Source organism: Rhizobium etli 8C-3 (genome assembly GCF_001908375.1).
GTDB lineage: Bacteria > Pseudomonadota > Alphaproteobacteria > Rhizobiales > Rhizobiaceae > Rhizobium > Rhizobium etli_B.
Genome location: NZ_CP017244.1, coordinates 811,907 through 836,795 on the forward strand (window position 1 = coordinate 811,907; position 24,889 = coordinate 836,795).

The 24,889-nt window shown below is 61.0% G+C and carries 19 protein-coding genes; 1 reads left to right on the plus strand and 18 read right to left on the minus strand.

Annotation, left to right across the window (positions count from 1 at the left end):
• Positions 1–2: 2 nt before the first annotated feature.
• The 18 genes from AM571_RS28820 to AM571_RS28905 form a co-directional block, all read right to left on the minus strand.
• Positions 3–935 (minus strand): hypothetical protein, encoded by a 933-nt coding sequence (locus AM571_RS28820; RefSeq protein ID WP_074064406.1) that lies wholly within the window; start codon positions 933–935, stop codon positions 3–5.
• Positions 935–1,891: a DUF4150 domain-containing protein gene (locus AM571_RS28825; RefSeq protein ID WP_074064407.1), complete on the minus strand. Its 957-nt coding sequence runs from the start codon at positions 1,889–1,891 to the stop codon at positions 935–937. The genes AM571_RS28820 and AM571_RS28825 overlap by 1 nt, the downstream gene beginning before the upstream one ends.
• Positions 1,891–2,913 (minus strand): beta-ketoacyl synthase N-terminal-like domain-containing protein, encoded by a 1,023-nt coding sequence (locus tag AM571_RS28830; protein ID WP_074064408.1) that lies wholly within the window; start codon positions 2,911–2,913, stop codon positions 1,891–1,893. The genes AM571_RS28825 and AM571_RS28830 overlap by 1 nt, the downstream gene beginning before the upstream one ends.
• Positions 2,910–4,016, minus strand: a complete 1,107-nt coding sequence (locus AM571_RS28835; RefSeq protein WP_074064409.1) for a DUF2169 family type VI secretion system accessory protein — start codon at positions 4,014–4,016, stop codon at positions 2,910–2,912. Before AM571_RS28835 ends, AM571_RS28830 begins: the two co-directional genes overlap by 4 nt.
• Positions 4,016–4,561, minus strand: coding sequence for a type VI secretion system-associated protein TagF (gene tagF / locus AM571_RS28840; protein WP_081377231.1), 546 nt, complete (start codon positions 4,559–4,561; stop codon positions 4,016–4,018). Before tagF ends, AM571_RS28835 begins: the two co-directional genes overlap by 1 nt.
• A complete protein-coding gene (gene tssM / locus AM571_RS28845) occupies positions 4,543–8,073 on the minus strand; it encodes a type VI secretion system membrane subunit TssM (protein WP_074064410.1) in 3,531 nt (1,176 codons plus the stop codon). The genes tagF and tssM overlap by 19 nt, the downstream gene beginning before the upstream one ends.
• 1 nt (position 8,074) lies before the next feature.
• Positions 8,075–9,397, minus strand: coding sequence for a type IVB secretion system protein IcmH/DotU (gene icmH / locus AM571_RS28850; RefSeq protein ID WP_074064411.1), 1,323 nt, complete (start codon positions 9,395–9,397; stop codon positions 8,075–8,077).
• 4 nt (positions 9,398–9,401) lie between these two features.
• Complete coding sequence (tssK, locus tag AM571_RS28855) at positions 9,402–10,736, minus strand: type VI secretion system baseplate subunit TssK (protein ID WP_074064412.1); 1,335 nt, start codon at positions 10,734–10,736, stop codon at positions 9,402–9,404.
• 16 nt (positions 10,737–10,752) lie between these two features.
• On the minus strand, positions 10,753–11,214 hold the full coding sequence (gene tssJ / locus AM571_RS28860; protein WP_074064413.1) for a type VI secretion system lipoprotein TssJ: 462 nt from the start codon (positions 11,212–11,214) through the stop codon (positions 10,753–10,755).
• Positions 11,214–12,482, minus strand: coding sequence for a type VI secretion system-associated FHA domain protein TagH (gene tagH, locus AM571_RS28865; RefSeq protein WP_074064414.1), 1,269 nt, complete (start codon positions 12,480–12,482; stop codon positions 11,214–11,216). Before tagH ends, tssJ begins: the two co-directional genes overlap by 1 nt.
• On the minus strand, positions 12,479–13,543 hold the full coding sequence (tssG, locus tag AM571_RS28870) for a type VI secretion system baseplate subunit TssG (RefSeq protein ID WP_074064415.1): 1,065 nt from the start codon (positions 13,541–13,543) through the stop codon (positions 12,479–12,481). Before tssG ends, tagH begins: the two co-directional genes overlap by 4 nt.
• Positions 13,507–15,381, minus strand: coding sequence for a type VI secretion system baseplate subunit TssF (gene tssF / locus AM571_RS28875; protein ID WP_074064416.1), 1,875 nt, complete (start codon positions 15,379–15,381; stop codon positions 13,507–13,509). Before tssF ends, tssG begins: the two co-directional genes overlap by 37 nt.
• A gap of 2 nt (positions 15,382–15,383) precedes the next feature.
• Entirely contained in the window at positions 15,384–16,142 is a 759-nt protein-coding gene (gene tssE / locus AM571_RS28880; RefSeq protein WP_074064417.1) for a type VI secretion system baseplate subunit TssE, read from the minus strand.
• Positions 16,129–16,578 carry an Hcp family type VI secretion system effector gene (locus AM571_RS28885; protein WP_074064418.1) on the minus strand — a complete coding sequence of 150 codons (450 nt, stop codon included), beginning with the start codon at positions 16,576–16,578 and terminating at the stop codon, positions 16,129–16,131. The genes tssE and AM571_RS28885 overlap by 14 nt, the downstream gene beginning before the upstream one ends.
• A gap of 28 nt (positions 16,579–16,606) precedes the next feature.
• Positions 16,607–18,115 carry a type VI secretion system contractile sheath large subunit gene (gene tssC, locus AM571_RS28890; RefSeq protein ID WP_074064419.1) on the minus strand — a complete coding sequence of 503 codons (1,509 nt, stop codon included), beginning with the start codon at positions 18,113–18,115 and terminating at the stop codon, positions 16,607–16,609.
• A 3-nt stretch (positions 18,116–18,118) separates the two neighbouring features.
• Positions 18,119–18,655, minus strand: coding sequence for a type VI secretion system contractile sheath small subunit (tssB, locus tag AM571_RS28895; RefSeq protein ID WP_074064420.1), 537 nt, complete (start codon positions 18,653–18,655; stop codon positions 18,119–18,121).
• A complete protein-coding gene (tssA, locus tag AM571_RS28900) occupies positions 18,652–19,815 on the minus strand; it encodes a type VI secretion system protein TssA (protein WP_074064421.1) in 1,164 nt (387 codons plus the stop codon). Before tssA ends, tssB begins: the two co-directional genes overlap by 4 nt.
• Before the next feature lie 96 nt (positions 19,816–19,911).
• Positions 19,912–22,005 carry a serine/threonine protein kinase gene (locus AM571_RS28905; protein WP_074064422.1) on the minus strand — a complete coding sequence of 698 codons (2,094 nt, stop codon included), beginning with the start codon at positions 22,003–22,005 and terminating at the stop codon, positions 19,912–19,914.
• A gap of 162 nt (positions 22,006–22,167) precedes the next feature.
• On the opposite strand from AM571_RS28905, the gene tssH reads away from it, so the two are divergent.
• The gene (gene tssH / locus AM571_RS28910; RefSeq protein ID WP_074064423.1) at positions 22,168–24,882 is read left to right on the plus strand and encodes a type VI secretion system ATPase TssH; all 2,715 of its coding nucleotides are present in this window, start codon (positions 22,168–22,170) and stop codon (positions 24,880–24,882) included.
• Positions 24,883–24,889: the final 7 nt, after the last annotated feature.

Genomic DNA, 24,889 nt, shown 5'->3' on the forward strand with positions numbered 1-24,889 from the left:
GCTCAGATGAATTCACGAGTCATGTCTATCCGGCGAACGAAGAGGTTTCCGTCATAGCCGAATTCGATCCCCGACCATTCCGTTCCGTTAAAGGTAAAAACTTCTTTCCAGCCCACGGCCACAAGATAAGCGTCGGTCGCTTGCATTGCATAGACGAAGCCGAGTGATCTGAACGGCACGAGTTCCATCCCCTTCTGGATGTATAGGCCGTACTCATCATCGCCCCAGTACCGATTGCCGGCAAACTCGCATATCGAGCATATCTGTGTCCCCGGTGCGACAATTTCGGTGAGTTCCTCATTCGCATAGCGAGCACAGAATCCGTTCTCGCAGCCGAGATACACATCTGAGCTAAGCGCGACTTGCAAGGCCGAGATGCTATGGTTGAACCCCAGAGGAATTGAGCGCCAGCGAGAGCCATCCAGGCGCAGCAGAGTCCCATGATCGCCGCCTACGTGGATCAGGTCGGGGGCCGGACCGTGCATAGCACGCAGGAAAGCCGAGGTCCCTGTGTCGATCGGTACCCAATCGGTACCCTGTGCGAAGCAGACGGTACCTTCGTCGCCATAGAGATACGCAGTCTTTTCGTCCAGATTCCAAAGTTTGTTCGTGAATGCCTCTGGTCCTTCCCCGATTGCAATGGTGCCGTCGTGAATGTGATGGGTGGTACCTCCGACCTGCAAGGCGATATGCTCGCGCGCCGATAAGCTGACATGCGAGAGAATGAGGTCATCGATGTCCAGAAGCACTTCCTGACGGATCTGGTTGTCGAGCGACATCCGCAGCAGGAACGACCGTCCCGCCTCATTATTCTTGTCGCTCAGCTGAACAGACGCTGAGAAAAGATTTCTCCCGAGGTGAAACGCGTTTATTGCCTCGATATCGATCTCGTCAAGCGGATAGTCGTCGAGACGCAATTCTGGATCGTCCGTCATCACCTACCTACCGTCATTGCATTCAGCTCGGTCTGCGTCTTCTTCGGTCGGACAACATCCTGGAGATAGTTTATCATCACGAGCCGAAGGCATTCAAGCATGTCATCAGCGTCCTTCTGCGGCGCATTCTTGATTGCGGGCTCATTCTTCGCCACGGCGGCAATGGATTTTTCCATTGCATTCTTGAGCGAAGGCTTCCTGCGTCTCTTTTTTTCCTTTCGGAAGAAGGCGGCTTCCTGGTTGGTCTTCAAGTTGTGGGGCGTACCCTTCTTGCTGCCGTCGCCGCGCTGAAAGCCTCCCCCTTTCTTGTGCTTTCGGGAGCGCATGCAGATGCACGGGGCGGTCTGGTTGTCGTACTCTTTCCATCGCGTAAAGGACTTGTTTTGCTTACGGCTGCTCTGGAAGCACCCGACGCGAACGAAGTGTTCGGATTCGTGTCCCGGAGGGCAACTTGCCTTCGAGTGCTGATGGAGCCGGATCTGGTATTTGTTGAGCAGAGTTTCGCAGTCCTGGCCGCCGGCGGTCAGCCCCGCCATGTGTGGCCAAGTGACCGTGTTCGGGCCTGGCGAAGAATGATTGTTGGTTGCGAGGTCGGTGAAGCGGATAACAGGCTCGCCGTCGAACTTGACGTCGTTTGACCAGCTGTTGAAGTATTCTTTTCCGGTGTTGTTCGAGGTAATGATGCCTTTCTTGGCGGCGCAGCCTGCCTCGGTCCCGGATGTTCTCGATAGATCGGACTTGTTCTTGATGTTGACGGTCTGGCCACCGATCTTGACCGTACCCGTGCCCTTTTCGGTGTCACTGGCAAAGCCGAAGCTTGGATAGGGTATTGGAACGCCCGGCGGCGTTGCCGGGTTCTCGGGTGGGGTAAAGCAGGTATCCGGGAAAACCGCGATGGTTCTGGCATTCACTGCCTTGCCCGAAATTTCAAGCCCGTTTGCGAACACGTTCGACATCACGCGGCCCTCGCCGCCAGGATCGCTGCGCCGCAGGCACCGGAATCGTTGGAGGCTTCGATCAAGACCGGGTTGCCGGCGGCGTAGCCCTTGCGGGTGGCGGTGAAAGCCATGCCAATCATCATGGGCACGGCGGCCGCGCCGATATTTCCCAGGCATTCGCCCGGGCTCCAGATGTCTTGAAACTCGTGTCGGCCGCGCAGCAGGCGCAGACTTGCCAATGCAGATTGCTTGAACCAATATTGTTCGCCGACGAGATCGGCGATGCGGTAGCCTACCCGGTTCATCTCGATGCCGGCTTCCTGAAGTGCGGCGCGGTAGGCCGAGGTCATGCCGTCGCCCCGCAATGGTAGATCCTCCGTGTTGTAAATGAATGCCTGTTCGCCGGCGAGGCCGAGCCCGAACAGGCGGAGGCAGTTTTTTTGCGAACGCATGCAAAGCACAGCTGCTGCCGCTTCCCCAGGGATAAAGCCATTGGAATTCTCCGGAGTGAGCAGCCGTTTGTTGGCGAGGTAGTAAGCGATGGTCTCCGCCGTCAGATAGCTGTCGACGCCGGCGATCATCACGTAGGACGCTTCGCCCGCCGCCAGTATGCGGCGCGCCTGTTCGAGGGCGACGTGACCCGATGGACGCCCATGGGCGACGATCCTCGAGCGGCCGTGCGGTGGGCTCTCCACGATCTCCGCAATGCGGCCAAGAAGGCGCGCACCATCAGGTGCAGGGCGGCCAGTTCGGCCTTCTTCGGCAAGACAAAGGATGAGCGCGGTCTGACCGCGAGCTTCAGGAACGGCCTCGAAAGCCTCGCAAATCGCGCCTGCGGCCAGATAGGCCATTCGCTTTTCGCCGACCCAATTACGCGGGAGCGGCACGGGAGCTCCAATCAGCCAATTTCCGCCGGGTCCCAAAAAGCGCGTCTCACGAAAGCCATCCAGGCGTGCGCGCATTGCCGCGCAGGCGGAGGGCGCGTCGAGGCCGACGGCGGTTGCCATGCCGATCGAGACGATGTCGATCGCGGCGCTCATGCCTCTTCTTCCTCTTCTTTGGGGGCAGGCGCACTGCTCGCGCGCACGAACACGCGGCCCGTGGCACGTGCCCGCAGCATGGACTCGGTTGGACGTCCGACCCAGCATTCGCTGAAGTCGAGGATTGTCCGGTGGATGCGCTGAGACACGCGCCAGACCAGTGAAAAGCGCCGGTTGTCCGGATCAAACAAAATGGTGTCGGGCGGTATCGCACTCTCGAAGGCTTTCTCACGGCCTTTGAACAGCGTCATCGGAAGGCTGGTGGTCGGCAGGCGAAAGCTCTCGCGTCCGGCAGGCGTAAGGTTGACCAGCACCACTTCTTCGCCGCCGTTCGGAGGTTCTGTTTGCTGGTCGGGCGGCGCCATCTGGAAATAACGGTCGTCGAAATCCGGCGGCAGGAACGGGAAGATATTGTCGATCCAGTTCTGGTCGTAAGTGCCGCCGAATTCGATCCTGCCCGGCCAGCCTCGGCCATAGGGTCCGAAGCTCATCGGCCGGTAGTCGCCGAAGGGCGAGCGGATCTCCTCGCCGACCGCCTGGGTGTTGGGAAGGCGAAGGCCCGAGATCCGATGCTGGTTGCGCGTGCGTGCCCAGCCGGTGCCGACCGGGTTGAGCGGGTAGCTCGCGGGAAGCCTGTCCTCCGGATCGAGGCGGTCGGTGCCTCCCCACGCAGTGTCGTAGGAGAAGGGTTGACGCAGGAAGGGTTGCGGGGCAGTGGCGACCAAGAGCGGTCCGCGGGCGCGCCACTCGCGATGCCCGATTACGTCGAAGATCTTTGACCAGTTGCCCACCTTGATTCCGACGCTGACACGTTCGACCGGACGCCCTCCGGGAGCATAGGCACATCCATTGGCGATGATGTCGCAGCGGGGCTTTCGAAAAGCAAAATCGGTTTCCCAGAGGGTGGCCGAAAAACCGGGCTCACCTGTATGCGTATCGGCCATCACCAGCGGCAGCTGCACGGATGATTTTCGCACGGAGCCACCCGGCGTTTCCGGAAAATCGAAGGTTCCCTTGACGACGACGACGATGTACTCGCGGCCCTCTTTGTCCATGCCCATCGTGAATTCGGTCGGAAAGCCGGTTTGGTTCCAGATCTGCATCAGCCGGCCTCCATACCTTCTGGGAAGAGGTGGCGCAGCGCTGCTTCAGGTGCGCCGGGATCAACTTCGAATGCCTGGCATTCACGCATCCACAATGTCATGCGCCGGACCGGGGCGCCGCACGCCGCGATCGCGGGATAGGGCAGGGATCCAAGGCGGGCCGCCAGTCTGTCGCCGTCCATCTCGCCTTCGCGCGCAGACTTTCCCGCAGCTTCCAACGCATCGAGCCAGTCTGCGGCCAGCGTGGTGATGTCAGTTGTGGCGGTCGGCGGCACAGCCGCGATGGTCAACGGAAACCGCCGGCCCGCGCGGTCGGCGCTTGCCATCACCACGCCGGTCATGGGTCCGAAGGCTTCTGGGCCGAGGATAAATCGCAATGCCGGATGAACCGACATCGAACCTTCCGGAAACCGGTGAACCAGATGCCGGCTAATCCAGCGATCCCAAGCGCCGACGAAGGATGCCGGCAGGCCGCGCGTGACGAAATCCCCCGTCGCGGGCAGTTTTCCGAAGAAGCCTGGCAGGATCACAGCCGCGTCGGGCACGAAAACCTCGCAAACATTTTCAGGTCGTAGGGATTGGCCACGCTCGCGGCCCGAAGCTCGAAATCGGCGTAGTGGCCCTGGGCGGCAAGCCGCAGCTTGTAGAGTTCCGGAAGTTCGGTCCCGCTCAGTCGGCCGGCACGCAGCATTCGCAGGAAAGCCCAGCTCCCGGTTTCGCTGACCATCACTTCCGGCGAGCCGTCAAGCGGCTGAAAGGCGAGGGTAATGACGCCCGTCCCGTCCTTGCCCGGCCACGTCATTGGCTGCGGGCGAGTTGGGTTGTTGAAATAGGTGAGACTCTGGCCGTCGACGTTCAGCGTCACGCGGCCGACCGTCGGCGAAAGGTCCTTGGGCTCGAGCGTAAAGGTCAGGATCGGTCCGGCACCACCTGGAAAGAGGCTGTCGCGGATCAGCCGGGCCTGTTCCAAGGCTGCTAAGGCTGACGAATCGAGCCGGATGTCCGCACGCCATTTCCAGGGGTGGCGCGTCATGTCGACGTAGTTGATCAGCTGATTGTTTATGAAGCTGTCAATCAGCCCGCCCGGACCAAAGACCCGCGCAAAGTCGACCACGTTGACATCGATTGCGCTGTCAGGGATGAACGGATAGCGGTTCGCCAGCGCCGCCTGACAGAAAGGCAGCACATCGGCGCGCCAGATGGCGTTAAGTTCAGAGGTGACCGCTTCCGTTGTAAGGCCGCTCGTGTCGCCGGCGATGCCGGCCAGCCAGTCGTCGAGCGGGTCAGGGAGGGTCATGGCCTGTTTTGCCACCGCCCCTGTGAGTTCGGCCAAGCCGCCTTGCCGCTTTATCGCATCCTCGGCATCGGGACTTGCCGATACGGTCTGCAGCATGTTCGAGAGCGCAGTGAGCGCTGCAACGGCGTCATTGAGTGCTGGAGGTTGGCCGTCGACCTCGGCGATCGCGGCCTTGATGGGTTTGAAATGCTCGGCAACCAGCATGCCCGAGAGATCCACTTCAGCCTTGGAGCCGGGGGCAGGCATCAGCTTCACGCCCTTTTTGGCAAGCTTGCCAATCTTGCCGAGTTTGGACAAAAGCTTGGAAGCTGCTGCCGGAGGAACTTTGCCCCCAGCGTCATCTTCGGAACGGGTAAGTTCGGTCTCCTGGATGACGGCGTTCAGCAGTCGCTTCATCGAGGAATCTGCGCTGGAGAGATCCTTGAGGTTTTCGCTCGCCGTCTGCAGGTCTACCAGCGGCGCGAGCCTTACGTCGCGCAGAAAGCTGTCCCACTTCGCGATGTAATCGTCGTAGTAAAGCTTGAGGATGTCCTGGGAAAGCGCGGCGACCGACGGGCTGGCATTTTCCGAGCACCCTCCGGCGAAGACGGAGCGATCGAGCGCAGCCTGAGTGGCGACGTCCTCGAGCCGTGCAAGAATTCCGCTGTGAAAGCCGTCATAGGTGAAGGCGCCGCTGATGCCCACCCTAAGGGTCTTGTCCGAGCGTCGAGCGAGGACCTTAAGGCCGTTTGGGCCGACATGGTCCGCCGGAATCCAATCTTTAAGTGCTGTGATCTGCGGATCTGAGAGCAGTGCATTATAGGCACGCACTGGAAGCGGAATTGAGCAGATGCTCCGCAGTGCTTCGCCCACCAGCGCCTCATCTGGCTGGATAAGCGCTTGATCCGCCGCCATGTTATCGATTGCGGCGAGTTGATGTTCGGCAGCCATCTCGGTCCGGAAGGGCGGCGCAGGCGCGAATTCGGGCAGCCGCTCAGTCCACCATTGCTTGGCGAATTCGGGGTCCATCGGCGACAATCCGGTCATCATGCGATACGTCTTCAAGGCGCCGAGAAGGAACTCCGGGTCACGGATCTGACGCCACATCGTCGCCTCGAGCAGCGCAACCATGCGTGGTTCCAATATGTTGCGAAGCGAGCGGTGATAAGCGTCCTCCTGCGCCTGTCTGATCTCGGTCGCCGCGGAAGGGCCGATCAACGCAGCAATCCCGCCTGGCGGCCCGGTCCGGGCATTCGATACTTCGGTTGCGGCCTCGAGCGCCACATCCAGGTCGAGCGGTTCCAGCGGCGCCTGACGTGCAGCAACCGGAGTGAGCGGAAGCTGCAGGGCCTCCAGCTGTTCGGCCTGTGCCGAAAGGGCGGCGCTGTTTTTCCGATAGGAAACCGTAAAGGCCAGGCCGGCGACGACAACCAATGCCGCGGCGGCCACTGCGGCGCCTCGCCATATCCAGATACGCCGTTCCTCTGCGGCAGGATCGAACGTGCCGAGACCCGCCTCCTTGAAGATCACTTTGGTGAGCAGGTCCTTCAGGAAGAAGCTGCGCTTTTCAACCCGCAGCATCGGCGCGGCGGGCTGTGCCGGAAGGCCGAAGGAGGACGCGAGGGCTGCCGTCAGCCGGTCGATTGCCGTGCCTTCCTGAGTGGCGGAGGTTAAATAGATACCACGCAACCAGGCACTTTCGGCATAGCGGCTTTCACCAAAGACGGTTTCGACCAGCACGCGAATGGGCTCGGAGAGGCTCCCAACCTGTGCCGGGAAACGAAATATCTCCGCGCGCGCGGTAAGGTTTTCTTCGACTTCGAGACGCGGAACGAGGCGTCGTTCGAGCTCGCCAGCCAATGCGGCAAGTTCCCGCGTGACTTCGCTGCCGTCGATGCTCGCGCCGGGCGGGAAGGTCACTCCCCAGACCTGCTCGCGATCGGCCGTCGACAGCCCTCCGAAGAAAGTCTCGAACCCCTTTATAAGATCGGCCTTGGTCAGCATCAGGTAGACGGGCAGGCGGATCTCGAGCCGTTCCTGAAGTTCGGTTAGCCGTTTGCGGATCTGGCGGCCGTGCGCGCGAATGGCCGCGTCGCCTTCTAGGAGCGTGTCGATGGCGAGTGCCACGATGATGCCGTTCAAGGCCCGGCGGCCCCGGTGCCTTTTCAGAAGATCGAGGAAGCCCAACCATTCCGCTGCGTCGACGTCGGGTTGGCTTTCCTGTTGAACGTAGCGGCCCGCGGTGTCGATCAGCACCGCCTCTTCGGAAAAGAACCAGTCGCAGTTGCGCGTCCCGCCCACGCCATGCAAATCGTCGGAGAGGTCGATGGGGAAGCTTAGTCCAGATTGCCGCAGTGCCGTTGTCTTGCCGGTCGCAGGCGGGCCGATGATCACGTACCAAGGCATCTCCCGGAGAAACTTTCGGCCGCCGATTTTGTGGCGTTTCAGCTCCGACATCACTTCTCGGAACTTTGCGCCTACGGAGGCGACGCCTTCCTCAGCCGGGCTCGGGGGCGCTTCCGGTGGCGGGGTGATTTCGGAAACGAAAAGGCGATTGGCGCGGATTGCCCGGCGTTGTGCCGTGATCCACCAGATGAGAAACAGAACGAAGAGAAGGCCTATGATGACCAATCGCACCGTCTCGGACGCTAATAGCGCGCTCTCTCCGACGCTGACAATCGGGCCGAAGATCCAGACGATCAGGGACAGCAACGCGAGCCCGATGAAGGTCCAGAGCCAGCGCGAGGTTAAGATAGCCCAGAGGAAACGGAAGATCGCCATCTCAAAGCCCCTTCTCGATCAGGAGCTCGATGCGGCGGTTGGCAGCCCGGCCTTCGCGAGTGTCGTTTCTGGCAAGGGGCTGCGTTGCCGCACGTCCTTCCGATTTCAAGCGTTCAGGCGGCAAGCCGCTTGCACGCAGTAAAGCGGCAATCGTTGCGGCGCGCGCCTCGGAGAGGCGTTGGTTGTTGGATAGAGGATTAGAGGTCTGGAGCGGAACATTGTCGGTATGTCCGATGATCGTGACACTTCTGATCAGTTCGGCATTCTCCTTGATAACAGCTGCGACGGAGGCGACCAGCGGCTCGAAGCTTTTCGTCAATTCGGGCCGGGCAGACTGGAAAAGCTCCGGAGTGCTCGACTGAAGCAGGAGTGTGACCCGAGAGGCGTTTTCATTGCCCTTCAAGGCCGGCAGAAGCGCAGAAGGTGCGGCGGCACGGAATTCTGGCAGCAGCTCAAGGACGACAGGTTCGACCGGGGGCGCATCCGGTGCCGGCGCACGTTTTTCCGGCCGATAGATCTCGGCGCGCTCCGGCGGCGGTAGCGCCCGAACGAGCGTGGCAAGTTCTTCTGCCCTGGCGCCTAGCCGCGCCGACAGAAGCACGTAAATCGCCGTCGCGAGCGCCACAGCCACGACTGCGAGGACCCAGATCGGAACGGCAAAGCGGGAAGGCTCATCGGCTGCCGCGACACCTTCCCATCTGGGCGAGAGCGGCGCGCCTTCGGCATCAGCGTCGCGCAGGAAGCGAGCCGCTGCAGCGCGAACGGCGCTGATGGAGCGATCGCCCGCACGCCCTGGCACCCGATATTTGCCGCGGAAACCAAGCGCCAGACAGAAGTATTGCAACTCCAGCAGTTCACGATCGCGGCCAGGATAGCGCTCCAGCTCCTCCAGCCTTGCGAAGAACTGTGCTCCGGCGTCCACATCGCCGCGGAGCATGACGACCAGCGGCTGGCGGGGCCAGGCGCTGGAGCCGCCCCAAGGCGTGTTGAGCGCCAGATCGTCGAGCAGGGAGGCGACAGCCCAGGCGGCCGCATCTGCCTGTGCCAGGCTCGCGCCGGCGGCCACGGCCGCGTCGCGCGCCGAAACCAGCTCCTCCATCAGTCTGGTCCGCAGCGCTTCCGGATTGCCAGGTGGCAATGCATTCTCGAGCTCCGGCGCAAATTCCAGCAAGGTGGCGAAAGCGTTGATCAGCGTGTTGGGGTGGGATCGCGCGCGTCTCGCCAATGCGCCGGTGGGAATGACAGGGGGCATTGCCCCCGCCGGCGGGCGGATGCGCGTACGGCCCTGATCTTCCGAAAGGCCGAATGGATCCTCACTTGTCATGGTGCTACCTGTTTACCGAATAGCAGTCGACCTGTGGTTCGCTAGGCAAAACGCCGGAAACTCCGATCACGAACCCGGGCGAGCGCAGAAGCGATTCCCAATGCTCGCTGCGTTGATCGAGCTCAAGGCAGAGACGGTCCCCGTCGTAGGGGATTTCGCGGGGCTGCGAGTGAAGGGGCTTGAGGCGGATGCCGGGCAGTCGAGACTTCCACAGCGCCTCGAATTCGTCTGCAGCACCGACGGTCACCTGATTGACGAAGATCTTGCGCAATGCCTCGTCGGACATGTCGCACCCGACGCGCACAACGATGCGACTTGCCGTTAGCAGTTCGGGATTGTCGACGCGGACCTTCCAGACATTGGTCGCGTGCTTCAGAACCGGCAGCGCCCGCGACTTCGGCTCGACATAGCGCAGGCTCAAGATCAGCGAGCGCAATGTGTCGGCGAGTGCGGCAAAGGCCGGCCCCGGCGCCATATGCTCATAGGTGGGAAGTTCGCTCAGCCGCCGTGAGCCCGATCCGTAGGTTGCCATTCGTCCAGCCAGTCCACTGAGCTCCAGAAAGAGCTCGGCCGGATGAAAAACCTCCTGAGGAAGCATGTGGGCCAGTCGCGGCCGCGCGCTGTTGGCGAGATCGAGCACCAGCAGATTTTCCACGCTGCGGCCGGGGCCGCCAAGCACCATCTTGCCATGCGCTTCGGCTATGCGGTCGAGCCCCGTGATTACCTCCTGCAGGAGCTGGCCGTAGAAGGGCACCGCGCCGGTTACGAGCGCCGGCGGCAGGAAATTTTCGGACATCGCCACACTGCCATCGGAAAGCAGCCCGGTAACGTTCGTCACCGGCATTGCCGAGTAGCCACCGGTCGCCTGCGCCGGCGAAAGGAGGAGGGCTTGCGGCCGGGCGATCTCGATCTCTTCGGGATCAGCGCCCCCGTGGACGGCATCGCGTACCCATTCGATCCGTCCTCTAAACCGCGCTCCGGTTGGTTCGCGGTGAGCCGGGTCGAAACTGGCGCCGCCGGGTGGCTCCAAGGGCAGGGCGAGCTGCACCGCTCCCGCGCCCATGTCACCGGTGATTGTCAAAGGTGTGGGGGCGTCCATCGTTTCGGGTATGGCAAACGGAGTGCCGTCCGGAAAAATGCCGCGCGCCGACGTTACCGCCACCCGCCCGGCTTCCAGCTGTGCGGCATCGAGCGTGAGGGATCTGAAACCGAAGGTCTGCAGCCGTCCAGCCTGCAGCGCGCCCCGCACCAAAGCTTCGGTATAACGGTCCTGCTGCTGGAAATGCTGCGTCCGGAGGAACAGCCCCTCGGACCAAAGCACCTTGTTGATATCCGTCATGCTGAACGCCCTCCATTCAGGCGAGCGCGAGCGCCATACCGCCGCGGCTGAGTACGACATTCGCCGTCACCGTCGATTCCGGCCTGATCGGCACGCTCCTTCGCCAGGTGCGACCGCCTGGTTCCCGGAACAGCGCGACAAGTCCGAGGAATGTGGCTTCTGGCGGGAACGCGACCGTCTTTGAGGCGCTTGCACCCGGGGCGACCGTCATTTGCTCGGACCCGACGAGGTCTGCTCCGAGCGCGCCGGCCGGATCGGATTGAAGGGCGAAAATATCGGCAGAGTTGAATTTGCCGACATCCTTCAGCCGAAGAACAAGGAGGGTCACCGGACGCTCCCCTCCACCAGCGGCAGCATTCATCCCCGCTTGTCCCGTCGCCGTGACCGTTACGGTCGACGATTTTGGCGGGCCCCCCATGCAGGCGGAAAGCGCGCCTGTCGCGCCGATCACCATCAGAAAGTCGCGTCGGTTAAGCATCAGTCGTTCTCCCTCTCTTCATAGCCGTCCCGAAAATCGCTGCCGATCTCTCCAAGGAAGCGCGTCGACGCACTCTTGGCGATCTCGCGATAGCGTTTCTCATAAAGCTCCCAGAGCTTTGCCCGCCGGCCACCCGCAAGCAGGGCATCCAACGCCGAATGCGATTTCAGTTCGCTTTCCAGGGTCGCCGGGTCGAAGCGGTCAATCATCCGGGCGAGCGCTGCCTGGACACCGCGCCATGTTCTTACATGGTGGTGTGCGAGATCGCGGATGGAACTGCCGATGGCGGCCTCAGGAGGAAGAAAACCGGCCTGCCGCTGAGCCAGGAAGGTCGCGATCACATCGTCCACCGTGGGCAGGAATTTAAGGGGGTTGACCTCGGATGCTCCGACCACAGTCTGGGCGATCCTCGCTTCGCCCTTTTCTTCGGTGCGCTTGCGCAGGAGATGCATCAGCCCTTCCAGCATCATCCGGTATTCCCGGCCGAAATTCTCCATCTGGGCGACCGGATCGGATGTCGTGAATTCATCGGCGCCGAGCCCCAGCCCCCGCAGGAAGGCGTCGCGCAAGGCAGTTTCGGTTTGTGCCGTCCTTTCCTGCATTGGCCTTGCTTGTGGTTTCGGGGCAGGACCCGGCTCGGCTGCAGGCTCTGTGACAGGCTGCTCGGTCGGCGTGGTATTGGGCAAAGAAAAATCCCAAGCCCCTTTTTCGTGACCCGACGCAGGCAACGCATCAAGGCTGAAGGGATCGTCGAACATGGGCGTCCCTTTTGCTGTTTCGCCTCTGCCGGCTGCGGCGAACGCCCCTGCGGCCGGTTGTTCGAATGGGTCGGGCAATCCTGCTGGCCGCGGGGTGGGCGCTGCGGGCTCTTTGTGCTCGGAGAAGAAGTCGTCCCGCTCGAAGCCGGCCGGCGGTGGGGAAGCCGGGTGTTCAGGTACCCGCTCCGTCGGCGTCGCTTGCAAGTCGACGCGCACCACATAATTGCCGAGTTGCAAGCGCGCTCCGTCATGCAGCGGGGCGGAGTTCCCAAATCCAAGCGGCGTGCGCGATCCATCGATGAAAAGCCCGCCGCTGGAGGTGTCCGTCACCACATACTGGCCGCGAACGCAACCGATCGTGCAATGAGCGCGTGAGATGTACATGTCGGGATCTTCGATCCGCCAGTCGGCGTCTGCGCTGCGACCGATGACCAGCTTTCCCTCGACGAGCCGCATCTGACGGACGGCTTGGGGTCGGGGCGCCTGCTCGAGAGTAAGGATCAGGCTCATCTCGAAGCCTCCGGCATTTCCGGCCGCCAGCCAATGATGGTGCGTATGCACAGATCATCTGCATCACTGCGGTCTTTCGGTCGAGCAAGCCAAGCGATGTGTCCGATCCGCGCTGCTCCCATTTTGGCCGCGGGAACTTCGTCCCGCCTGAGCACGAGCCTTACGTCGACATCGAGCCCGTGTCCCACGAGATCGCGGATTGCGGTTTGCAGGGTTGCGCGTCGTTCGCAGCCGGGCAGGAAAGCCACGTAGTCGGCAAGCGTCAGCGGGCCGATCGAAAGCTCGATCCTTTGCTGTCGCTGGAACGTCCTCGGTCCGATCGTGGCGCTTCGTCCGAGTTGCGCATGCGCGCCGCCAAGCCGGGACTGGAGCCCGTTCGGTATAGGCATCCAGGTGCCGACAAATTCGCGAAGTCGAACCGGCACCTTCAGGAGGTCGGCAAGAAACAGGGTGAGCTTTTCCGGCCCGTCTACCTGATGGGCGAGCGCCGGCGCGTGTGAGAGTTTCGTGGCATTGATAGCTGCGCGCTCACCATGTTGCTCCCTTCCGCACAAGCCAAGGCCAGCCATGGCCGCCGACATTGCTCGAATACGGCCGCCGTCGTGGCGCCTGACCTGCACCGCCGGATGAGCGTCGGCCCACGCCCGGTAAAAGAGCGCGATCATGCGATGCTGAAGAATATTCACGAAATCGACGAAGGTCGTATCGCTGACCTCGCGCATGTCCGCCCTGGCAAACCAGCGCTGCGACAGCCGATCCAGCACCCAACGTGTTAGGTAGAGGGGCATTGGACCCTCTGGCCCCAGCAAGCCAAGGTTCGAGACCGTGACGCGAGCCGGCGTGGTTTCGGTGGCCGGCTCGACCTTCGCGACATCCTGCACGGCAAAACCGAGCCGCACATGCTGTCCGAGCCGCGCCGGCTCCCGGTCCGGGCGGCCGGCCATCCCAAAAAGTCGTCCGTCGTCTTCGAGGCGCCGCAGGAGCTCGAAAAAGTCGAACGCCTCAAGGGATGGGGCCGCGTCCTTCAGATCAGGAAGCGATTGCCCGGCGCTATGGGCCATAGCACATCCTCCTGCTTTTGTATGATCCGCGCGCGGGTTCGCACGAATGCGTTGATTGCCGCATAGCGAGCAAAAAGCCTTGCCAGCAGCGCCGAGAGCAACAACGTGCTGTGCCCGGCAAGCACGGATTGGTCGATATGAAGAATAACCTCGGTGCCTCGCGCGAAACACATTGGCCCGGCAATTGCTAAGCGCTCGATCAAGGGTCGAGCCTCGACGCGGGCGACGGCGCGCACGTGCCGGTTTAGGCTTGGATCCCCGCGGTTCGCATAAAGCTCGAGCAGAGCGTGAAGTGGATCCACTCCGCGGCCCTCCTCGGCCAGGCTGAGGAAATTTAGCGAGAGTTGCGCGATGAGCCGCCAGGCGAGTTCATCGGCTCTGGAGCCTTCCGCTGCTCCAGCCGGAAGCGTCGCTGGAATCGAGGGCCACGGCGGCCGCACGGCGCCAAGGAGCTGAATAGTCTCCACGGGATCGCCGCTCTCGAGCGTGAGGGACGGCGTGTCGTCCAATATCGGTAGATCGCGATTGGTGCACAGCGCCGTCACCTCGATCCGCTTCGGTGGCCGGTCAGCTTTCGACTGAGCGGGGCGCGAAAGTGTGATGAAGACATCGTCACCTGGATAGGAGGTCCGCGTTTGCCCCTGGCGAAGCTCGTCTTCGCTCGGGCGCCGCGGGCGGCGTTCGGTAAAATAAACCCAGCCGTTTCCACGGTTCTGGCCCAGGCTGAACAGTGCCGGCATCTCGGCGTCGGGGCGCTCGGCATCGGCATCTTCGACGCGGATTGTGCGATAGATCTCGAAATCCCGTGGACGGGTGCGATCGGCGTGAAGCACTTGCCGGGTGCGCCTCGCATCGAGTTCGATGACGTTGCAGCCGCGCTCGAACAGATTGATGATTGGCGTTGCGAAGAGTTCGAAATCCTTCGCTGCGATATTCGCAAGCTCGGGGATCGGACGCCGCAACAGAAAGAGCAGTTCCAGCCCAGCCGAACAACGCCGAACGACCGGCTGCAGCCCTTTGACGCGCACATAGTGAAATCTTTCCGGCGCAATGAAGTATTCCCGTAACAGCCTGTAGCCTTCGAATGTTTCGCGCGTGCGCGGCATAAGCGCTTCGTCGTCGGAGATCCCGATCATCTCCGGCTCCGGAAGTGCGCTCAGGGCGTTATCGCGCCCTTCCGGGCGGGCGCCGGTCGCAGCGCAAGCGCCAAAGAGCGTATCAAAGAGCAGCGACGCCTTGCTCTTGTCGCCAAAATACAGATCCAGACGGTCAAGCGACAAGTCGCTGAGCTTGCCTTTGCCAGTTCGATTGAAGGTGATGCTCAATGCCGCCGAACCGCTTACCCCGTCGACCGGAGCAATCCCCGCTGCTGCGAGTGCACTTCGATCCTGGATGTAGGTGACCGAGGTAATCGCGAGCGGCCAGAGCATCACATCCTGCGCCGTGGTATAGATGCACCGGGTGGAAATGCCCGGACGGACGCTCGAAACCAGCCGGGTCCCGCGCTTCACAAGGTGTCCTGCGAGCATCGTTTGAACCTGCTGGCCCGGCTTCAGCAAAGCCATGGCGGTTGCGGGCGTCGGCGAAACGAGATCCGGATAGAAATTTTCGAGCACGCTTCGTGCGAAACGGGAGCTTTCTGCATCCACCTTCTGTCGGGTGCGCGCGGCCAGATAAGCCACTCCATCCAGCAGGCGTTCGACGAAGGGGTCGGGACACGGGACTGTATCAAGAGAAAGGTTGCGTGCGATCGAGGGATGCATATCTGCAAACTCGGCAGCGAGCGCCCGGATGTGGGTGAGTTCTTCCTCGTAATACTCCAGGAAGACCCGGTCCATGGTCAGGTGTCCTTCAATTCAGTCCGCGCCGAACCGTCGTCGAGGTTGAGTATCGTGCGCAGGAGCAGCCGTTCAGGGGCCGGCGAGGTAAGCAGCAGTGCGTCGATGTCGATCCTGAGACCGGTTGCCCTGTCGCCGAGGCTGACGGTTACTTTCGTCGCGCTTTCCTTCAGCCGCGGTTCGAATGCGGCGAGCACGCTTCGGATTTCCTTCGACAGTTCGTCGCGATCGAAGTCACGGGAGGAACGGCCGGAGAAGGGGGGCACACCATAATTTATGACACTGCGGCGAACTTCCGGGAAATCCTCAAGCGACGGAGGGTTGTCGCCAGCCTGATCTGCCTCGAAGTCCGTCAGGAGCGGCGTCGATTCGAAGCGTTGGGCATTAAAAAGCGCCTCGATGTCGCGCCGCACTGCCTCGCGCAGCACATCGGTCGAGACGACGACGCCGCGACTTTCCAGTTCCGCCTGGCGTCGCTCGAGAGAGAACAGACGGTGTATGCTCTTCTTCTGCTCGGCGCTGATATCGGCAGCGGCCTCCATTTGGTGAAGACCTGCGGCAACCAGCCCGTCCAGACGGTCGGGGTCTATTTCTTTCTGGATTCCCTGCCGAAGTTGGTTGATTTCCGAGTTGAGCCCCGGCAGGTCGTTCACCAGGCGATCCCACAAGGACGGCTGGATCGCTTCTCGAGTCGCCCGCAGGTGCCCGCCGGGTCTCGCCTTCCTTCCAAATCCTTTTTGCCAGCCGTCACTTGCCGACATAGACATCCATCTCGACCTCGTCCTTGTCGTCGTATTTGAAATTGATGTTCTTGTAAGCGAAGCCGACGCGCTCTTCGATCACATCTGGCTCCTCCTCACTCGGCTTCATGGTGTAGTTGGTCACCGAAGCTTCCTTCAACGTGATGACCAGGTAGTCGCTCGTTTCGCCTTCTATCGTTCTGCGCGCTGAAAACGTGACCTCGTCCAGAAGCTTGTTTTCGAACAGAGCCTTCTTCAGATAGGGCGAGGCCTTGTCGTAGTGCTTGATGAAATTGAGCATGCCCATGCTGACGCGGCCTCTCCGCGATAGCGAATTCGGATCGTAAGGAGCCTGCATTTCAAACTCTACTCCGTGGACCTCGATTTCGTCTTCGTGGCCGTCGCGAACGCTTGGCCCCGTGATGTCAGGTACCTTGAGAAAACCGTCGATTTTCATGAATAACCTCCCATGGGCTAAATGTTGTTCAGGACTTCATAGACGGCAGCTCCGAAACGAGCCGGAGCGAAGCATTGATACCTTCCAGTTGGTAGTGGGGCCGCAGGTAAAACCGAGCATTGTACCAGCCGGGGCGACCCTCCACGCTGTCAACCTGGACCTCGGCAGCTGCAAGGGGACGTTTTGCGCGGGCTTTTTCGTCGGCAAAGGCAGGGTTGGCGAGAACATAGCGGTTAATCCACTCCGTCAGCCAGATCTGCATGTCGGCACGTTCCTTGAATGAGCCGATCTTATCCCGTGCGATCGCTTTCAGGTAATGGGCGAAACGGGAAACCGGGAAAAGGTAGGGCAGATTTGCGCTCAGTCTCTCGTTGGCCTGAGCATCCGGATCGACCAGACGGCCGGCTCGCGCCTCGTCGTCTTGCAAGGAATGGGCGCCGATGAAGGCGGCAATATCAGTGTTCTTTCGATGGAGGATCGGCATCAGCCCGAGCTTGGCGAGCTCGGCCTCGCGCCGATCGTCAATGGCGACCTCGGTCGGGCATTTCATCGCCACCGTCCCGTCGTCGGTCGGGAAGTTGTGGACGGGAAGATTGATCACTGCCCCGCCGTTCTCGACCCCACGGATTTGCGTGCCCCAGCCGAACAGCTTGTGGCTGCGGTTGATGTTGACCCCCATCGGGAAGGCCGCGTTCATCCAGACATACTTATGATGGTCGCCCTGTACCTCTTCCTCAAAGGCGAAGCCCTTTACAGGAACGGTTTCTGCGCCGTAAGGCAGCCTCGCCAGCACCCGTGGCATTGTCAAGCCAATGTAACGGGCGTCCTCGCTCTCGCGCAGTGACTGCCACGAGGCATAGGCCGGCGACGACACGATCTGTTGCAGGTCCTGAGGGTTGGGCAGTTCCTGCCAACTTTCCATGCGGAACAGACGGGGGGCGGCGGCGGCGATGAAAGGGGTGTGCGCCGAGGCGCAGATGCCGGACATGTTGCGGAGCAGACCGGCATCCTTCGGATGATTTGAGAATTCGTAGGCCCCGATCAGGCAGCCAAAGGGGTTGCCGCCGAGCATCGAGTATTCGTCGGTGTAGACTTTCTTGAATATGGGACTTTGGTCCCACATCTGACCCTCGTAATCCTCAAGGGTATCAGCCAACTCCTCTTTCGAAATGTTCATGACGCGGATCTTCAACTTTTGATCCGTCTCGGTATTGTTCACGAGGTACCACAGTCCGCGCCATGTGCCTTCCATCTGAAGCACTTCAGGCGCATGGAGAATCTCGTTGGTCTGCTCGGTCAGCAGCTTGTCGATGCCGGCAATCAAGGACTTGATCGATTTGATCGCGTTGGAAGAGATGACGGTCGATTCTGTGCGGCCGCGCGCAGCAAGCGCCAGATTTTTGACCAAGGTTTGAAGCTTGTCGCTGTCATCTTTCTTGACCTTGAAGTCCTTTTCCAGAAGTTCGCTGAATTCCTGAAGGTCGACTTCTTTGGTTTCCGTGACACCAACCGCAGCGGCTCTTTCCTGTTCGGCCATGGTTCAGACCTCCGACTTGCTGCTATCTTCGAGCGCCTGATCGGCGATCTTTCCCAACAGGGGCTCGTTGTTCAAAAGTTGCGCGATGCGTTTTTCGGCGTCGATGCGGCCATCCATGAAGCCAAGCAATTCTTCAAGTTGGCGGCGCATTCTCAAAAGTTCTGCAAGCTGCGGAACTTGTTCGGCAATACGATCCGGCGCGAAATCGGCCATGCTCGTAAAGGTCAGGTCCAGCGCAAGCTCTTCGTCGCGCTCTTCGCCGACCGGTTGAGGAAGGGTGTTTCTCACGCGCGCTTTGACGCGCGGGCTGAGGGCTTCCATGAAACGGCCGAACCTGTTTGCGTCGGTTTCGACAAAGGAGCGGTCCCGGACGGACTTGCGAGCCTCCGGCGTCTCGGAGGCGCCGGCGAGATCAGCCATCACGCCCATCACGAACGGCAACTCGATGGTGGTCGGGCTGCCGTAAGTTTCGACTTCGTAAGCGATCTGGACGCGAGGCGCCCGGTTTCGTTCAATAACTTTGGCCTTAGTTTCGCTCATTGGTGGTCACCTTTCGTCCCAGGGACAGGTTTTTTTCTTTCCGGCACGCCGGCCAGAAGCCGGAATTCCTTCAAACCGGAGGGCGCCAGGTCCTCCATGAGTTCCAGAAAATCCATCGGCACCATACGTTTGATCCTGTGCGCCAGATGGGGAATGGGACTCGACGGTTCGGTGCGGTCGTAGAAGGCAATGATGAGGTCGATGCACTTGGTGACTTCCTCGCGCGAGGTGAGCCGCGAGGGAAAGACTGCCGGTGCTCCGGCATAGGCGGGTGCTGCGTCAGAGTTCGTATTTGCAGACGCGGTCTCATGATCGAGCGTTTCCTCGTTTGCAGTTTCCTGCCTGGGGCTGGGCCTGGCGCGCTCAAGCGTCGAGATCACTCGCTGCAGGAAGCGGCTCAGATCCGGCAAGCTCACGCGTAGATCACCGCCGATTCGCCGATTGAGAGACGTCTCGAGAGCCTCCATCGCCGTGGCAGCAGCGTTTGCGCTGACGATAAGCGCGGCTGCCTCGTCCGCGGCTTGTTCCGCAAACGCCGCACAGCCGATCCTCACGCGATTTAGTAACTGGTCGTGCTCGCTTACGAGCGACGCCTTCTCTGCCTCGCTCAATCCGGGTGCAGCCTCGTTGAGAACGGTTCGGGTGTCGAGAGCCCCGCGTTCGAGATCGCGTCCTGTGACTGGGCCGACGCTACGCGGCGCAAAGAAAGTCATCTTGCGAAGATCGCCGAGCAGCCCATCCTTGTCGTTTTGGAGTTGGAGAAGAGCATTGGTCCGGCGTAGCGCGGCATCCCGTGGCGGCAAGCCCTCACGAAGTTCCGGATGCATCGTTTCCCAATGCATGTCGAAGGTTCCGGTGATCAGGTTCAAGCCTTCTGCGAGGCCAGCAAGACCCTGTTCGTTTGCCAGGGCGCGCGTCACGATCACGAGGAGCCTCAGATCCCGTCCGTGCTGGCGCAACTCTTCTGATTTTCGAAGGACGATCGACCAATCGACAGGGACCTCGGTCCGTGAGACCGGGTTATTGCGTTCATCGCGGCTGATTTCTATCTGTGGTTGCACAAGACGTTCCAACTCGTGGAAACGCCCGTCATTCCGCAAGCTTTCGCCTGACGGGTTGTCGCCGTTCAGTGGACTTAACCAGAGAGCCGAGTTGAACAACAAATTCCCCCCGATAACCGACTAATATTCCCCTACCTTCTTGCTTTTACCACAAGTTCTTGGCCTAGACTAATGCAACGTATCTTCGAGTTGTAATTAATTACGAGTATCGATGAGCCGGGTCGTCATCGAAAGGATCGAGACATGACCGGCCGCTATCACTGCACGCAAATCTTCGGCAAAGGACTTGGTGGACTCGGTTGTTGGCCGAAGTTGTGAAAAAAGTGGCCGATCGGTCTGCATGGCAATTATCAGGGTTCTGCCGAAGGTGTTGTCGACGGCGAAGGTGAGCTTTGCGGGGTCGGCCGCACCCTCTGCCGTCGGATAGGCAACCCGGATGGTGCGCATTCCGTCCGACACGGTCCCGACCTTTGCGATTGCGTGATCGGGTCTCTTGATGTTCGGAAGGACATTGAAGAGATTGCCAGTGACGTCGGCGATGGCGACCCACAGATACCCCTTGTCAACCGTAGCCGGCGCAAGCACATCGATGACCGGATTATCGCCAACTGTATAGATGCCCGACATGTTTGGCTCGGATCTGTCGCCATAGCCAAGAACGATCGTCATCTGACCTTGCGGCGTATCCGGCAACAGCTCTTGAACAACGCACAGTTGGCGGCTGAGCACCGTGGCATCGAAGCGCAGCTCGCGATCTCCGACACGGGGTGCGAGAGCCTGCTCGATGGCTTCGAGGTCGCCGCTTGAAGCGACGTCTCCTTGGACGGAGATCGTCGATCCGAGGGGAAAGGTACCGCCCTCCGGTTGTTGAACGCGCAGTGGACCGCAAGTCTCCAGCGGCACGATAAGCGGTTTCAGTTGGTCCGGCGACAGATCTCGCGGACCGGCCGCAATACGGGCAACAGGCCTATATCCGGCCGCTTCTGCCACTTCATTAAATCGCGTAACGGCAGCTTCGCGTCCGGCTTTATCGGGTGCGAGGCCCGTCAGGCGGACCGTTCGATCAGCTATTTCGAGCTTCCACTCGTCGAGCGGAACGGCGGCCGAAAAAAGCACATCGACGTCCTGCGCCCACCGTTCGGATGGAGCGCCTTGGGCGAGTGTGAGGGCGTCGTTGGGTGGGGGAAGGCCGACGGTGCGGGCGAAGTTTGCCAGGATTGCCTGATGCTGGTTGGCATCGGGTGCGAAACCGGCAAGCGTGGGCCGGCCCTGGCCGTCCACTCCGGCGGTCAGCTTGTAAGGCGTAGCGATCGGCAGGGTCTTCGGAGACAAGCTCTGAAAAACTCCGAAAAACCAAAGGCCGGCGATCGCCGCCAGCACCGCGAGAGGCAGGATTGCAAGCCAGGCCCGCCACTTGGATTTCGTGCCGCTCCCGTCCGGCTGTGCTTTGGCGAGACCAGCTTGCAACAGCTCCCCGATTTCCCTGACGACCGCGGCAGCACTCGGTGGCCGGTGGGTCGGGTCAGGCTGAGTGAGGTCGTCGATCAGTGACTTAAGCGGCTCTGGAACGCCCGAGGTGTCAAGCCGGCGCTCCTTATGGCGGACGACCGCGCCCGGACTCATTCCGACGTCTGGAACCTTTCCCCGAAAGGTTGCAAGCAGCGATGCGCCCAGGGCATAAAGGTCGGAGCGCGGCTCCGCTTGCCCATGCATCTGCTCCGGCGCGGCATATTCGTACTTGCCCGCAAACTCGTTGCCGACGATCGTGCGCGCCCCCGTGTTGCTGTCCTTGGCGATACCAAAATCGATAATGACGGCTTCCTCCGGCCTGCCGTCGCGGAGGATGATGTTGTCGGGGGAAAGGTCGCGGTGGACGATCTTGCGCTCATGCGTTGCGACAAGGCCTTCGGCCACTCTTTTTGCCACGATCAGCAGATCTCGCGGGGAAGCCCCGCCCTGTTCGAGCCACTCACTGAGCGGCGTGCCGGCAACATAGTCCATCACCAGATAGACGTGGCCGTCGCCGGTCTGGCTGCAGTCGGTGTAGCGCACGACCGCGGGGTGGGAGATGCTGCGCATCTCCTCCTCTCGCTTCATCAGCTCCAGATAGCCGGCATTTGCCGAGAGCTCCCGTTTCAGCGCCTTGAGCGCTACCACCCGCCCGGTGATCCGATTGCTTGCCCGATAGACCTCACCCGTTCCACCGCGGCCGAGAACACCCTCGATCTCATAGGTGTTGTTGAGCAACTGTCCTTTGCGGAAGATGTCGCCAGGCAGTGGATCAATCATCTGGAGCCTCCCAGCGCACCCAGTGGAAACCACGCGACATAATATTCATCAAGAACACGCGGGTCGGATATTTGTCAAGAATACTCTAATGTGGCACGCTGTGACTAGCGATCGAAGGGCAGCGACGTTCTATTCAAGATCACATGATGGGAGCTGACCGACATGCAGCAGAGCTTCAAGCGCAAGGAACTGGTCGGCAAGCTCAATCCTGTGTGCTTGCGCGCTTTCAAGGCGGCGGCGGACGCGGCCAAGCTTCGCGGCAATCCCTATGTCGAACTCGTCCACTGGATCGAACAGCTGGCCCTGGTCGACCGCGCAGATTTTCAGCTTATCCTCGCCGATGCCGGCGTCGACGTCGGAAGGCTTGCTGCCGACATGGCGAGGGCGATCGACAAGCTACCTTATGGCGCTACCTCCATCGAGGAGTTTTCCGATCACATCTTTCATGCCATCCAGGAGGCCTGGAGCCTCGCAAGCCTGCAGTTCGCATCTGAGGAGGTTCGCGGCGTGCATGTTCTGCTGGCGTGCAGAAAGGTGGCGGTACTTGACGGGCTCCTGTTGAAGATCAGTGCCGAATTCGATCGGATCGAGGCGGATGCGGTTATCCCGCGGCTGGACGACGTACTGGCCGGCTCACTTGAAAATGCCGGTAAGCCCGAAGCTCCAGAATTGTCCCGGAAAAAACGCCCGGCGGGCGGTGACTCGGCATTGGCGAAATACGCCACCGACCTCACCCGGCGCGCACGCGAGGGCAAGATTGATCCGGTCCTGGGCCGCGATCCCGAGATCCGGCAAATCGTCGATATCCTCATGCGCCGGCGCCAGAATAACCCGATCCTGACCGGCGAAGCCGGAGTGGGCAAGACGGCTGTGGTCGAGGGCTTTGCACTGCGCCTTGCAGAAGGAGACGTGCCGCCGCCGCTTAAAGGCGTGGCGCTACACCTGCTGGACATCGGTTTGATGCAGGCGGGAGCGAGCGTCAAGGGTGAGTTCGAGAAGCGGCTGAAGACAGTCATCGATGAAGTCCAGTCATCGGAAACTCCGATCATTCTCTTCATCGATGAAGCTCATACTCTGATCGGGGCAGGCGGTGCCGCGGGAACGGGAGACGCGGCAAATCTTCTCAAACCGGCATTGGCGCGAGGCGAGCTTCGCACCATCGCTGCAACGACATGGGCAGAATACAAGCAGCATATCGAGAAAGACCCAGCTTTGACCCGCCGCTTCCAGGTGGTCAAGGTTGAAGAGCCTGATGAAGAAGCCGCCATTTTGATGCTGCGTGGTGTGGCAGGCGCGTTGGAGAAGCACCATCAGGTGCAGGTCCTGGACGAAGCCATCGAGACAGCCGTCAGCCTTTCACATCGCTATATCCCAGCGCGCCAACTGCCGGACAAGGCAGTCAGCCTACTCGATACGGCCTGCGCACGCGTGGCGGTCTCGCAGCACGCGACTCCGGCTGAGGTCGAAGATCTTGTGCGCCGCAAGCACTCTCTCGAGATCGAGCAGGGCATCATTGAGCGCGAAGCTGCGATCGGCATCGAGGTCGCGGAGCGCCTGTCGAAGGTCGAAGCCTCTCTTTGCGAGACGGAATCCGCGTTGCTTGCCGCAAGGGCTCGCTGGGAAAGAGAACAATCCATGGTCTCCCAGATCCTCGATCTACGGGCGAGGCTGCGGGGAGAGGGAGTTAAGCTTGATCAGGTATTGGCCAGGGGAGAGGCGGACGTGGAATTGCCGGTGGCCGCCGACGTGGATCTCCCCGAGCAGGACGGCGACACAAAGCTCTCCGACCAGGTCGCCGATCTTGCACGGCTCAAGATGCTGATGGCCGAACTTGCAGGCATCCAGGGCGAGACGCCGCTAATCCTGCTCTCCGTTGACCGCAACGCTGTGGCCTCCGTCGTGCAGGACTGGACGGGTATTCCCGTCGGCCGGATGCTGACCAGCCAGACTGAAAAGGCGCTACAGCTCGCAGAGCTTCTTGGAGAGCGCGTCGTCGGCCAGGAGGTTGCAATGGAATCGATCGCACGGCGCGTGCAAACCAGCCGTGCAGGACTTGGCTCACCTGAAAAGCCTGTGGGCGTTTTCCTGCTGTGCGGGCCTTCAGGCGTCGGCAAGACAGAAACGGCGCTGGCGCTCGCCGAGGCACTCTATGGAGGCGAACAGAATCTGATCTCCATCAACATGTCGGAATTTCAGGAGGCACACACGGTTTCGACCCTCAAGGGTGCCCCTCCCGGCTATGTCGGCTACGGCAAAGGGGGGGTACTGACCGAAGCTGTGCGGCGGCGCCCCTATTCCGTCATCTTGCTCGACGAAGTCGAGAAGGCGCACCCGGATGTGCACGAGATCTTCTTCCAGGTTTTCGACAAGGGAATGATGGACGACAGCGAGGGTCGACGGATCGACTTCAGGAACACCCTTATCCTGCTGACGTCGAATGTCGGATCCGACGTCATCATGAAGCGAACAGACGGCGGCAGGACGCGGCCGCCGCTTGAGGAACTCGAAAGCGCATTGCGGCCGCCACTGCTGAAAGTGTTTCCGCCAGCGTTCCTCGGACGGGTGATCGTCGTGCCCTATTACCCGCTCTCGGATTTGATGATCGATGCGATCACACAACATCATTTTGCCAAGATCGCGCGCCGACTCCGCGCCAGCCATGACGCCGAACTGGTCATCGGCAACGGTGTTTTGGAATTGATCAAGGCTCGGTGCACCGAAGTTGAATCAGGCGGACGCATGATCGACGCGATTTTGACAAACACGCTTCTGCCGACCCTGAGCCAAGGCGTTCTGAACTGGGCGCTCGAAGGCAAACGCCTTACCAAGGCCACGGTCGGAGCATCTGCTGAAGGCTTCACCTACGCGTTCGAATAAGGAACGT